The following is an 11901-nucleotide window of genomic DNA, read 5'->3' as shown; positions in this document are numbered from 1 at the left end:
CGGGTGCTGCCCTAGATTAAGCTTCCCGAGCTAGGTCAGTCTCCTCGGGGATGGACTTTCACCATCTGGGATTCTATTACATTTTCTTCTTTCAGTCGTTTCATCGAAATGACGTCTCTGTCCGAAAATGCAAGAAGAGTGTTGACTTCAGTCAACACTCAATGCGACTGCCCGTCGCACAAAAAACTCGCCAGTTGGCGAGCCACAAATGGAGACGTAGTCGTGCGATAGGAAGCCCTTTGATGTTTGATCATAGGGCTTTTTTGGTGCTGTATCTACGCCTTCAATATTCCTCCTAGACCTTTGACCATTGAGGATACTTGTGTGACAGCATTCATCATTTGCCCCGCCGTATCAACCATTTTGTTTAAATCTAAATTTCCATCCTGGTTTTTAAATGAATTCATGACCGATTGAAAACCGCCAGGCTGTTTGGGTAAGAAATTCTGTTGCGGATACGGGTTCATATTTGGATATGGCAGATCAGATTGGTAATAGCTTGAATATGGCATCTCATTTTGCGTTTGGAGAGGATTTTCAAACAAAAGCTGTGAAATATCTTGCTTATGACCATACATACTTTGGTAGTTGTTATATCCACCGTAGCCTAAGTGACTTGACGAATAGTGATTTTGTTGTTGATATGGACTGGTATGATTCATTGGAACATTCCCAAATGGGTGTGGGGCAGGTTGTTGGGGCATGATGCGACTGTCAAAACTGTTGTAGTTCATCGGAAGATTAGGATGTCTAATTGGATAGAGATATGAGGAATACATTGGAAATGTATTATTTGGTCTAAACATAGGTTAAACAACCTCCTCGTAAGTTTCACTACAACAGTTTATGATGTTATCGCCTACTTGGTGAAATCTTTGGGAAGATTCCCCATTTTGTCTAAACATGATGAAACTTGTCTGAAATTTCATTTTTGCAAAAATAAAGTCTGTTTGGATATTCATGGTAAAATAGGAGAAAAGCTGAAGGAGGAAAACTCATGACTGTACAAGATTTAAGTTTGATGTTTAGTCAAGTCAGGAAATACTCTCCTGAACATGTTAACGAATTGTTGGATTTCGCCAAAAGATTGTATGTACAAAATGAAATTTCCTTCCATGATTATCGACTTTTAGTTCGTGATCTCGAGCTTCAAGGCGCTTTTATTCCTGAAGATTTAAAACAATATTCTTAACGAGTTTCTTTTAATAGGTACCCGAGTAACGGGTGCTTAATTTTTTTGTTTACTCAAATGCTCTCCCAAGACACTCTGTACTACGCTTAAGGTATATTCAATAGACTGTACATGATCAACAAACCTTTTCCTACTAGTTCGTGGGAAAAACGCTTGAATCGAAACCATTTGGATATTATCTGTAACTGTATTAATTTGCTGGTGGTGGAGATTCTTTTGCGGGTGCTCTGCTAACCATGATACGAATTCATCTCGCCATATCTCCGTTAGTTGCTTTATCTCATCCGCATAGGGCTTAACCTCTTGATAAAAATCGCCTTCTACCTGGGATTCTTTGGCTTGTTCAAATCTCGCCTTGATAAACTGATTTTCTCGTATTAAAGATTTTGTCATATCTAGTAACTCTCTTGGTGTTTTCATTAAAATCCTCCTTCAAAAATAAAAGCAGCCTTTTTACAAAGCTACTCTTCTCACATATTTTATCTTGTTTTAAAACCCTAGTTCAAGTTTAACCACTTTTTGTCCGGAATACGGCAAATTAACACTATTGTGGTCTTCCTTAAAAGATTCTACTTTCTTTTCAATTGACGAGAGTTTTTGATCACATTGAATTAATCTCTTTTCTTGAGCCTGATACCAGTTCTTACAGTACTTTACAGTTGAGGAGTGCAAATCAGCTTCTAAGTCTTCCAGCTGATGATTCATTTCCATAAGCATAATTAGCAAGTCTTCCCGTTCAATACCTGTTTCCTTCATTTGCAAACCTCCCATTAGTCATGATTACTTAATTCATTCGTGCTTTTGAGGCGATGTCCTTCGTGGTTGACAAAACTAGAAGAGATTCGGCAAAGAAAGTGTATTTTTTACTTGCTTACTACGTTTCGACATTGACTTCGCATGAAATTAAACAGTTTGAACAAACTAGTAATCGGAGGTGTTAACATATGAAGAAACAGGAAAAAGCTAATAAACAACAACCTAAGCATCTGGAAGAAAAGAAAGCTGGATACGGTGACAAAAAGCTTGAAGGTCCAGATAGACCTTCTACTTAAGTAACAACTACTTCTATTTTTCAACATACTTTATCAATAACCACAAAAATGAAGCAAGGGGTTCTCCCTTGCTTTTTTAAATCAAATCTTTAAGTGCTATGTAAGTCTGAAGCTGCTTTTGTTTGTTTAAAAACCATTCGGTGAGGAGGACTGGGTGCTTATGTTTAACCTCGGGATTCATCCATTTCCGATGAAACTTCCCCTGTAAAAACCAATCCGGTTGCCATCGATTGTGATGTACAATCACTGGAAAGCTCATCCTTAAGAATGGGGTATCCCGCTTCTTTCCTCCTATGTATTGTTCATAATCATACCTTGAACCAGTATGTTCTGTTTTTAAAGCAAATTCTAAAAAAAATGGGTAAAGCTCTGGGTCAAACAAAACCGATGCGATCCTTTTCCCCAAGTTAATCCGCTTATGTACAGATTTGAATCCGTTCACACTAGCTCCGTATATTTCTCCTCTTATGGTGGGCAATAACACAGCACTAAAATGAAAAAAATCTTGAAAGAAAAACCGTAAAGAATGAAAGACTTTTTTTTCATAAAAATGATGGTGAATAACTGCATGATGGATCACATTTTGTTCATTGACAATAAGCGCGTTCATCAGTCTTTGTTTATCTCTATTAACCCAATAATTTTTCCATTCTTTTACCATAAATGAAGAAACATGAAAATGTGCGAGAAGATGAAACATTGGCATGCCCATTTTCGTCGAATAATGGTAGAGGAGGAGCTGAGGATAAGCATCATGAAATATCGTCCAATTTGCCCGTTCATAAGTTAAAAAAAGTTGTTTACGAATAGGAGATTCCAGGATCTTAGGAAACCATTCTCCCTCTAAGTCACACATGTTATAGCCGCCATTTCTTGAAACCATGCTTGCGAGAAACGCCCAAATAATGTCCGGATGTTTCAAATAAAAATCAAAGTATGCAGATGTCCTTGAAACATTGTCGATATTTTTATCGTTAGTTTCAAGATAAATTTTAAAAAGAAGGTTTTTTTCAATATCTGAAAGCTTTGACTTGCTCTCTTTAATGGTATAATTCATCCCTACCCTCCTTTTTTTATAGGGTAGGATGAAATGAGGCTTTTTATTCAGCCATTTATCGTTAAGTTTTGGTATGATAAGTAATAGCTTGTGAGGTGTTAAAGGGATGAAGTTTCATTATCCGAATGGAAAGCAGTATGTTCCAAATACCAATAAAACCGTACTAAAAGGATTAAAAAGTAGTACATACAGTAATCGGGGGATGACACTTGAGGAAGATTTAAATGAATCAAATACTTATTATTTAGAGAGACAGATTGCGATTATTCATAAAAAGCCAACTCCGGTTCAAATTGTGAATGTAGACTACCCAAAAAGGAGTGCGGCAGTTATTAAGGAGGCTTATTTTAAACAAGCATCTACTACTGACTACAATGGAATTTACAAAGGAAAATATATTGACTTTGAAGCAAAGGAGACAAAGTTTTCAAGTTCCTTTCCGTTAAAAAATTTTCATGACCATCAAATCCAGCATATGGCTGGAGTCTTGAGTCACCAAGGAATTTGTTTTGTCATTTTACGCTTTACAACCTTAGAGGAAGTTTACCTATTAGAAGCGAACCATTTGCTTAATTTTTGGGAAAGAATGCTGCAAGGTGGACGTAAGTCAATTACAAAAGGGGAGATAGAAACCCATGGTCACCATATTCCGCTAGGTTTCACACCTAGAATTGACTACCTTAAAGTTCTTGATTCACTCTATCATTTTAATTAAAATTTTTAACTTGTTGTTTTAAGAAAGGAAGGAATTTATATGGCAGATAAACCTCAAACAAGGGAGGAACGCCGTAAACAACTGGCAGAGAAAAAGAAGAAGCCTACCCAAAAAAAGTCCTCAAAGGGTATGTTCAAAAAAATATTTCTCGGGCTAGTGATTATAGGAATAATTGGGCTTCTCGCCGGAGTCGGTACATTCGCCTACATGGTTAGTGATGCTCCTAAACTAGACGAAACGATGCTAAAGGATCCGATTTCTTCAGAAATCTATGATATGAATAATGAATTGATAAGGGTAGTTGGTTCAGAAAATCGGGATTATATCGAGTACGAGGATATACCTGATATTGTAGAAAATGCGGTCATTGCTACGGAAGATGTCCGATTCTATAAGCATAATGGGCTCGACCCTATCCGGCTTGTCGGTGCTGTAATCGCCAATGTAACTGACGGATTTGGTTCGGAAGGAGCAAGTACCATTACACAACAGGTCGTTAAAAACTATTTTCTATCTTTTGATAAAACAATCGACCGAAAAGCGGAAGAAGCATGGCTTTCCTTCCAGCTAGAGCAAAAGTATACCAAAGAGGAAATCTTTGAAATGTATTTCAACAAGATTTTCATGTCAGAAAACAGTCATGGGATTGGAACAGCTGCAAAGATTTATTTTGGTAAAGAGCTAAAGGATATCGAGTTACATGAAGCTGCCTTACTAGCAGGGATTCCACAAAGCCCTAACAACTACAATCCTTTTACAAATCCAGAAAGAGCAGAAAAACGACGGAATATTGTATTGTCACTTATGCATCAACATGGGTTTATAACAGCAGAAGAAATGAAAGAGGCACAAGATATTCCCGTTACTTCGACGTTAGTTCCAGAAGAAGAACGAGAAAAACGCAAGGAAAAGCCTTATGATGCGTTTGTAGACCGTGTAATTGATGAAGTAGAAGCACAAGGAGATTTTGACGTCTTCTCTGATGGACTAAAAATTTACACTACATTAGACCCAAATGCTCAAACTAATGTAGAAAACGCGCTTAATACGAATGAGATTGTTGAATTTCCAAACGATGAAATGCAGTCAGGAATTGTTCTTCTAGATACACAAACAGGTGAAATTCGAGCAATTGGCGGTGGGCGCAACCGCGAAGGTGAACGCGGTTGGAATTATGCGACTGATATGAAACGTCAGGTTGGTTCAACAATAAAACCAATTCTAGATTATGCACCTGCAATCGATTATCTTAATTGGGGAACCTATCATATGTTGGAAGACAAACCATACCAATATTCAAATGGCGAACCCATTTCAAACTGGAATAATCAATATTATGGTCCAATGACTATGAGGAGTGCATTAGCACAATCAAGAAATATACCGGCTCTCCAAGCCCTACAAGAAGTAGGACTTGAGCGCGCACGAGACTTTGCAGAAAATCTTGGTCTTGGGGACTCATTGCCAGAACAACTTACTGAATCAGCTGCACTTGGTTCATATGATTTGTCACCACTAGAAATGGCGGGAGCTTATGCCGCATTTGGGAATAACGGGTACTATACTGACCCACATGCAGTTCGAAAAATTGTCCTTCGTGACAATACGGAGATAGACCTTTCACCTGAATCTGAAGTTGCCATGAAGGATTATACTGCCTATATGATTACCGACATGCTAAAAACAGCAGTACAAAGCGGGACAGGAACAGAAGCTGCAATTAGTAATCTTCAGGTCGCCGGTAAAACAGGTACAACAAACTATACCGATGATCAGATGCGAGATTGGAATATTCCAGATGGCGCCGTCCCTGACTCTTGGTTTGTTGGATATACAAGTAGATACACAGCAGCCATTTGGACCGGATATGAGAAAAGATCAAAACCATTATTAGCGGATGGCTACCAGCAAAAAATTCCACAAAAATTATTTAAAGGGATCGTATCTGAAATCTCTAAAAATATTGATACACCAGATTTCACTCAGCCTGATAGTGTCGTTCAAGTAGCAATTGAAAAAGGGACGATGCCAGCAAAACTCGCTAGTGATTTTACTCCTAAAGATCAGATTATATACGAATTAGCTGTTAAAGGTAGTAGTCCTACTGAAACTTCCAAAAGGTTTGAAAAACTAAAGGCTCCTAGCAAGCTTTCAGCTAATTATGATGAAACAGCTAATGAAATTGTCCTTTCTTGGGATTATGATAAAGACAAGAATGTTAGTTTTGATGTAAGCGCGTCGATTGATGGCGGATCAGATCAATTGCTAAAGACAACTAGTGATACTGCGCTAAAAGTTTCCAGCCCAGATCCTGGTAGAACTTATGCTTTTAAAGTAGTCGCAATCATAGGAGAAAAACGAAGCGATGCTGTTACTGCCTCAGTGAAAATCCCTGACCAAGAAACCTTACCAGAAGAAGAAGTAGACGAGGAAGAAAATGCTGACCAAAATGAGGACGGCACTGAAGAAGATTCTGGTAATGGCAGCGGAAATAACAACGGGAATGATAATGGCAATGGAAATGGAAATGGAAATGAAGGAAGCAACGGAAATGGAAATGGAAATGATAATGGCAACGGCGATAATAACGGCAACGGAAACAACAATGGGAATGAAAACCCTAATGACCCAGAAGAAAATGCTGATGATGAGTCCGAAACCGAGGAAACAAACGCAGAGCCACCTTCAGATGAAGAGAACGAATAATTGCTAATAATTTTAAGAAACCTCTATATCAGCTTTTTAACGGCTGACATAGAGGTTTTGTTTTTCTCTAAAAAATAAAAAATCCGGGAATCATTCTCGGATTTTTTTAGCTAGTACTTGCGCTTTCATAAAGTGTTTTTCTTGTTCATTGAACAACTCCGAAAGTTGGACAAAGGCATGATAAAGACTAGGTTTTGAAAGAATAAATTCAATTCTTTCTTGGCAATTCATAGGTTTTATTTTCAACTCATGAATAGTCCCCATTGGAAAGAGGACAGGCGTTTTATTTGTCCAAAATAAAAACTCGAACAACAATATAATGGCCCGTTTCATTAAAGTAAGGATCTTGCCTTTTTCTCCTCGAGAAATCGATTGTTCAAGCTCCACTTTGACGGATTTCCACTCCGTTAATAATATTAGAATGGACTTTTCGGGTGTTTCCCAAGGTCGTATATACGGAATCTCCGAATAATAAGCAATTTCATGGTGAAACGGGTATTGTTGGTTCAGGCTTTGCTCTTCTTCCCACTCAATTTTAAGGATTGGAAAAAAATAAGGATGTATTAGTTCATTCGGGACATGGATTAATTTCCCCATTTACTTAGCCTTCTCCCTGTTTTTCATCCTCTTTTTCCCTTCTCTGCATAAATCTAATAATGGACAAACATCACATTGTGGATTTTGAGCCTTGCAGTGGTATCTTCCAAAGAAAATCATCCGATGATGAGTAATTGACCACTCCTCTTTTGGTACCTTCTTCATAAGTGTTTTTTCTACTTCAAGTACAGAGTCTTTCCACCGACAAAAACCAAGCCGTTTACTTACACGTTCCACATGTGTATCCACTGCAATCGCAGGCTCCCCGAATGCCACAGAAACAACAACATTAGCTGTCTTCCTGCCAACTCCTGGTAGTTTAGTCAGTTCATCCCGATCATTAGGAACTACACCATCATACTCATCAATTAACATTCGACATAATTTCTGAATATTCTTTGCTTTATTACGGAATAGCCCAATGGAGCGAATGTCATTTTGTAATTCTTCAAGCGGGACTTGCAGATAATCTACAGGTGTTTTATATTTTTGAAATAAATTTTTTGTTACTTTATTCACCAAAGCATCAGTACATTGAGCAGATAGAGCCACAGCAATAACCAATTCGAATGGGTTGGAATGAACTAGTTCACAATGTGCGTTTGGAAAGAGCCTTCCCATCTCATCTAAACAATAACGAATTTGAGTTTTATTTAACATCTGTTTCACCTATATTTATTTTTTATCCTTTTTCAAATCGAATACTTCCGTTGAGAAAGAAAAATTAAAAGCTTCCGTACAACAAATATTGTGTATTCCATAAATACCTATAAGATTAAAAACATACACAAAAAAATTTGTAAATAAGAATAGAAACGGGAGACTATACCCCCGTTTCGGTTTTTTAACTACTTTTATTGTTCTAACCAATTATAAAATGGCACAGGCCTAGACTGAACTTTTACCTCTTTTGAGGCAGGCTTTTGTTGATTTTGATGCTGCCTAAACTTTCGACCATAGCTCTTAGCTTGTTCAATTGTCTTAATGCCATTTTTCTTCCATTCAAATAATATCCGATCAATGTAGCGAAAGTTTAGCTTACCTGAAATAACGGCTTCACGTAATGCTGCTTTTATAATTATTGGGTCATGATGATCATCATCCATCCACATGGCTAAAGTTTCACATTCAAAAGGAGATAATGGTCTACCAAACTCATTTTCAAAACATGTATATAAGTCGGTTTCTTCTTCCTGTCGCGCAAAAACTCTTTCCTGCTTTTGATTTATCATGAAACGATCAATTAATTTCTCCCATAATGGATCAAGCGAATATTTTTCGTAGCGAATTCCTTCTTCGGAGTCTCCATCAATAATTTCAATAAATCCTTTTTGAATTAAAGAGCGTAAAATCTCTGTACAATCAAATACAGACACACTCATCCGTCCGGAGAGCTCAGCCGGAGTTGGAAACTCGTTTCCTTTTTCGGCAAAATGGATAACCTGGAGAAGCAGAACCAGTTCCTGTTCTGTTAAGTGCATATTTTTATATTCTGTTAATAACGTAGCTGGAATTGTAATTGTACCTTCTCGTAACCATTGTATAAAATCAGCTTTTTGCATACCGGACACCTCATGTTTAAGTATAACATGAACCTATTCCACAAGTAATAGAAACACTAAAAGATTAATGATGAAAATATGTGGTAAAACACTTCAAGGGAACTCGGTTCGGGTGGAATACTATGGCTCAAACGCTCTAAAGCTAACGCCCAAAGATGATCCTCAAAATTCCAATTATTATGTTTGAAGACGGTAGTCCGTCTAATGCAAGCAACCAAAAAACAACGCCCTTCCTAAAATATAAAAGGAAGGACGCATTTTTTAAGGATATAGTCTATTTAATAGGCGTGGGAAAGCAATTGTTTCCCTAACATGCTCTACACCAGATATCCAAGCAACAGTGCGTTCTAATCCTAAGCCAAATCCTGAATGAGGAACAGAACCATATTGACGTAATTCAAGATACCATTTGTAGGTGTCGAAAGGAAGATTATGTTCTTCTAATCGTTGCTTTAATAAGTCATAATCGTTTATTCTTTCTGATCCACCAATTATCTCACCATAGCCTTCTGGTGCAATTAAGTCTGCGCAGAGAACAACCTCTGGACGATTAGGATCTGGTTGCATATAGAAAGGTTTTAATGTTGTTGGATAATGAGTAATAAAGACTGGCTTATCATAATTCTCTGCAATTGCAGTTTCATGTGGTGCACCAAAGTCATCGCCCCATTGAACATCAGTAAATCCTTTTTCATGTAAGAATTTTAAAGCTTCATCATAGGTAATTCTAGGGAACGGAGCCTTAATATTTTCAAGCTTTGATGTATCCCTTCCTAGTACCTTTAATTCAATTTGACAATTCTTTAGTACGGATTGAACAATATAAGACACATATTCTTCCTGTACTTTAAGACTGTCATCATGCTCGTAAAAGGCCATTTCAGGTTCAATCATCCAAAATTCAATCAGATGACGACGAGTTTTAGATTTTTCAGCTCTAAACGTAGGACAAAATGAAAAGACTTTGCCTATGCCATCGCTAATGCTTCAATGTGGAGTTGTCCACTTTGAGAGAGGTAAGCATCTTCTTCAAAATATTTCGTATGGAATAGTTCACTCCCACCTTCTGGAGAACTTCCAGTCAGTATTGGAGGATCTACTTTTGTAAAGCCTTCATTATTAAAAAATTCATAGGTAGCACGGATAATTTCATTACGAATTTTCATTACGGCATGCTGACGTTTTGAGCGTAACCAAAGGTGACGATGATCCATTAAGAACTCTGTACCATGTTCCTTTGGCGTAATCGGATAATCAACCGCCTGGTGAATAATCTCAATCCCATTGACGAGCAATTCATATCCTAATGGAAGATCGTTCATCTTTTTGTACCTTCCCTGTCACATATAAGGATGTCTCTTAAGTAATGGACTTTGCCTGCTGAAAGACTTCTTCAGCGACGTCACTTTTCGCCACTACCCCCTGTATAAATCCTGTACCATCACGAAGCTGTAGAAAAGCAATTTTCCCACTGGAACGTTTATTTGCTAACCAAGCACCGATTTTAACTTCCTGATCAACATATTTATGTACTTCGGATATCGTTGTTTTATTCACTATTTGTTTTCCTCCAAAACTAAGTAAAAACTCAGGCTGTAGCTATATAGCTGCTTTATTATAACTTTCGTTCCAACTTAGGGCAACATTGAAAAATTGAACTAGTTGTCCCCATAACAAGTTGGCTCCTCATCCTAAGTTAAAGAAATGAATCCATAAAAAAAGCGGTGACCAAAGAATGTGGCCACACGCAGACTGATTATTGTTGTTTTGAAACAATGAAATGTTTAATGCGATCTACTGCTTGTTCAAGATTCTCTAAAGATGTTGCGTAAGATAGTCGGATATTGTCTGGTGAACCAAATCCAGACCCCGGAACAACAGCTACCTGTTCCTCAGACAACAGCTTCTCAACAAATACATCGACATTTTGACATCCAGTCGCCTCAGCCGCCTCTTTTACATTTGGGAACAGATAAAAAGCGCCTTGTGGTTTCAAACATTTAACCCCAGGAATTTCAATTAATTTTTTGTGGATAATGTTCAACCGTTCTTCAAAAGCTTTGCGCATTTCTTCAACAGGCTCTTGACTACCAGAATAGGCAGCAATTGTTGCATATTGAGCATTTGATGTTGGATTTGAAGTACTATGACTTGCCAGGTCTGTCATCGCTTTAATAATTCTGCTATCACCTACTGCATAACCAATTCTCCATCCTGTCATGCTATGCGACTTTGAAACCCCATTAATAATGATTGTTTGAGCCTTTAATTCAGGTGAAATTTCCGCAATAGACACATGCTGATGTCCGTCATACATTAATTTCTCATAAATCTCATCAGATACAATTAATATGCCTTTTTCTAAGCAAATTTCACCAAGTGCCTTTAATTCTTCTTTTGTGTACACCATTCCAGTTGGATTACTAGGAGAATTAATGATAATCGCTTTCGTTTTATCCGTTACTGTTTCGTTTATTTGAACAGGCGTAATTTTAAAATCATTCGCTTCTGCTCCCTCAACAAAAACAGGAACACCCCCAGCAAGTTTTACTTGCTCTGGATAACTAACCCAATACGGAGTTGGAATAATGACTTCATCTCCTTCGTTTAGAAGGACCTGAAATAATGTATATAAAGCATGTTTAGCGCCACTCGTAACAATAATTTCATTCAGTTCGTATTGGAGCCCTTGGTCTCTTTCTAATTTAGCCACTATTTCTTTTTTTAATACTGGCAAGCCTCCGGCAGGCGTATATTTAGTATGACCTGCTTCCATTGATTGCACAGCGGCATCAATAATATGTTGTGGTGTATTAAAGTCCGGCTCTCCCGCTCCTAGGCCGATGACATCGTAGCCTTGTTCTTTCAGTTCTTTCGCTTTGGCGGTAATTGCTAAAGTGGTTGATGGGGTTAATGTCCCAACCCTATTGGACAGTTGAATATTCATTCCAGTACCTCCCATGGTTGTTTTATATCAGGCTTTTTTTCTCAATAAAAGTTTTGCTGTCACTACTTAGATG

The 11901-nt window shown here is 37.7% G+C and carries 12 protein-coding genes and 1 pseudogene; 4 read left to right on the top strand and 9 right to left on the bottom strand.

Annotation, left to right across the window (positions count from 1 at the left end):
• Nucleotides 1–275: 275 nt before the first annotated feature.
• Nucleotides 276–806 (bottom strand): YppG family protein, encoded by a 531-nt coding sequence (locus tag M3182_RS12450; protein WP_251429923.1) that lies wholly within the window; start codon nucleotides 804–806, stop codon nucleotides 276–278.
• 191 nt (nucleotides 807–997) lie between these two features.
• Between M3182_RS12450 and yppF the strand changes: the two genes are divergently transcribed.
• Nucleotides 998–1192, top strand: coding sequence for a YppF family protein (gene yppF / locus M3182_RS12445; protein WP_251558228.1), 195 nt, complete (start codon nucleotides 998–1000; stop codon nucleotides 1190–1192).
• A 36-nt stretch (nucleotides 1193–1228) separates the two neighbouring features.
• On the opposite strand, the gene M3182_RS12440 is transcribed toward yppF, so the two are convergent.
• Nucleotides 1229–1612 (bottom strand): YppE family protein, encoded by a 384-nt coding sequence (locus M3182_RS12440; protein WP_251558227.1) that lies wholly within the window; start codon nucleotides 1610–1612, stop codon nucleotides 1229–1231.
• 69 nt (nucleotides 1613–1681) lie between these two features.
• On the bottom strand, nucleotides 1682–1948 hold the full coding sequence (locus M3182_RS12435; RefSeq protein WP_251558225.1) for a hypothetical protein: 267 nt from the start codon (nucleotides 1946–1948) through the stop codon (nucleotides 1682–1684).
• Nucleotides 1949–2136: 188 nt separating this feature from the next.
• Between M3182_RS12435 and M3182_RS26600 the strand changes: the two genes are divergently transcribed.
• Nucleotides 2137–2244 (top strand): hypothetical protein, encoded by a 108-nt coding sequence (locus tag M3182_RS26600; RefSeq protein WP_490715553.1) that lies wholly within the window; start codon nucleotides 2137–2139, stop codon nucleotides 2242–2244.
• 76 nt (nucleotides 2245–2320) lie between these two features.
• On the opposite strand, the gene M3182_RS12430 is transcribed toward M3182_RS26600, so the two are convergent.
• Nucleotides 2321–3301, bottom strand: a complete 981-nt coding sequence (locus M3182_RS12430; protein WP_251429933.1) for a DUF2515 family protein — start codon at nucleotides 3299–3301, stop codon at nucleotides 2321–2323.
• A gap of 106 nt (nucleotides 3302–3407) precedes the next feature.
• Here M3182_RS12430 and recU point away from each other — a divergent pair, with 106 nt between their 5' ends.
• Both recU and M3182_RS12420 read left to right on the top strand, forming a co-directional pair.
• Nucleotides 3408–4016, top strand: a complete 609-nt coding sequence (gene recU, locus M3182_RS12425; protein ID WP_251429935.1) for a Holliday junction resolvase RecU — start codon at nucleotides 3408–3410, stop codon at nucleotides 4014–4016.
• 39 nt (nucleotides 4017–4055) lie between these two features.
• Complete coding sequence (locus tag M3182_RS12420) at nucleotides 4056–6722, top strand: transglycosylase domain-containing protein (protein ID WP_251429937.1); 2667 nt, start codon at nucleotides 4056–4058, stop codon at nucleotides 6720–6722.
• 90 nt (nucleotides 6723–6812) lie between these two features.
• On the opposite strand, the gene M3182_RS12415 is transcribed toward M3182_RS12420, so the two are convergent.
• The 5 genes and pseudogenes from M3182_RS12415 to M3182_RS12395 form a co-directional block, all read right to left on the bottom strand.
• Nucleotides 6813–7319, bottom strand: coding sequence for a YpoC family protein (locus M3182_RS12415; protein WP_251558223.1), 507 nt, complete (start codon nucleotides 7317–7319; stop codon nucleotides 6813–6815).
• On the bottom strand, nucleotides 7320–7979 hold the full coding sequence (gene nth, locus M3182_RS12410; RefSeq protein ID WP_251558221.1) for an endonuclease III: 660 nt from the start codon (nucleotides 7977–7979) through the stop codon (nucleotides 7320–7322).
• A 194-nt stretch (nucleotides 7980–8173) separates the two neighbouring features.
• Entirely contained in the window at nucleotides 8174–8881 is a 708-nt protein-coding gene (locus tag M3182_RS12405) for a DnaD domain-containing protein (protein WP_251429943.1), read from the bottom strand.
• Between the two features lie 261 nt (nucleotides 8882–9142).
• Nucleotides 9143–10438, bottom strand: a pseudogene (gene asnS, locus M3182_RS12400) (asparagine--tRNA ligase).
• Between the two features lie 199 nt (nucleotides 10439–10637).
• Nucleotides 10638–11822, bottom strand: coding sequence for a pyridoxal phosphate-dependent aminotransferase (locus M3182_RS12395; RefSeq protein ID WP_251558249.1), 1185 nt, complete (start codon nucleotides 11820–11822; stop codon nucleotides 10638–10640).
• Nucleotides 11823–11901 lie beyond the last annotated feature (79 nt).

The sequence above is a fragment of the Mesobacillus maritimus genome, assembly GCF_023715205.1.
GTDB lineage: Bacteria > Bacillota > Bacilli > Bacillales > Cytobacillaceae > Mesobacillus_B > Mesobacillus_B maritimus_C.
Note: the sequence above shows the minus strand (reverse complement) of the source record. Positions and strands in the feature narration are given on the sequence as shown.

Excerpts from the sequence above, each read along its gene's own strand:
- recU (WP_251429935.1), top strand. The coding sequence starts at position 3,408 with ATGAAGTTTCATTATCCGAATGGAAAGCAGTATGTTCCAAATACCAAT.
- M3182_RS26600 (WP_490715553.1), top strand. The coding sequence starts at position 2,137 with ATGAAGAAACAGGAAAAAGCTAATAAACAACAACCTAAGCATCTGGAA.
- M3182_RS12430 (WP_251429933.1), bottom strand. The coding sequence starts at position 3,301 with ATGAATTATACCATTAAAGAGAGCAAGTCAAAGCTTTCAGATATTGAA.
- M3182_RS12420 (WP_251429937.1), top strand. The coding sequence starts at position 4,056 with ATGGCAGATAAACCTCAAACAAGGGAGGAACGCCGTAAACAACTGGCA.
- M3182_RS12440 (WP_251558227.1), bottom strand. The coding sequence starts at position 1,612 with ATGAAAACACCAAGAGAGTTACTAGATATGACAAAATCTTTAATACGA.
- M3182_RS12450 (WP_251429923.1), bottom strand. The coding sequence starts at position 806 with ATGTTTAGACCAAATAATACATTTCCAATGTATTCCTCATATCTCTAT.
- M3182_RS12405 (WP_251429943.1), bottom strand. The coding sequence starts at position 8,881 with ATGCAAAAAGCTGATTTTATACAATGGTTACGAGAAGGTACAATTACA.
- M3182_RS12435 (WP_251558225.1), bottom strand. The coding sequence starts at position 1,948 with ATGAAGGAAACAGGTATTGAACGGGAAGACTTGCTAATTATGCTTATG.
- M3182_RS12415 (WP_251558223.1), bottom strand. The coding sequence starts at position 7,319 with ATGGGGAAATTAATCCATGTCCCGAATGAACTAATACATCCTTATTTT.
- yppF (WP_251558228.1), top strand. The coding sequence starts at position 998 with ATGACTGTACAAGATTTAAGTTTGATGTTTAGTCAAGTCAGGAAATAC.
- nth (WP_251558221.1), bottom strand. The coding sequence starts at position 7,979 with ATGTTAAATAAAACTCAAATTCGTTATTGTTTAGATGAGATGGGAAGG.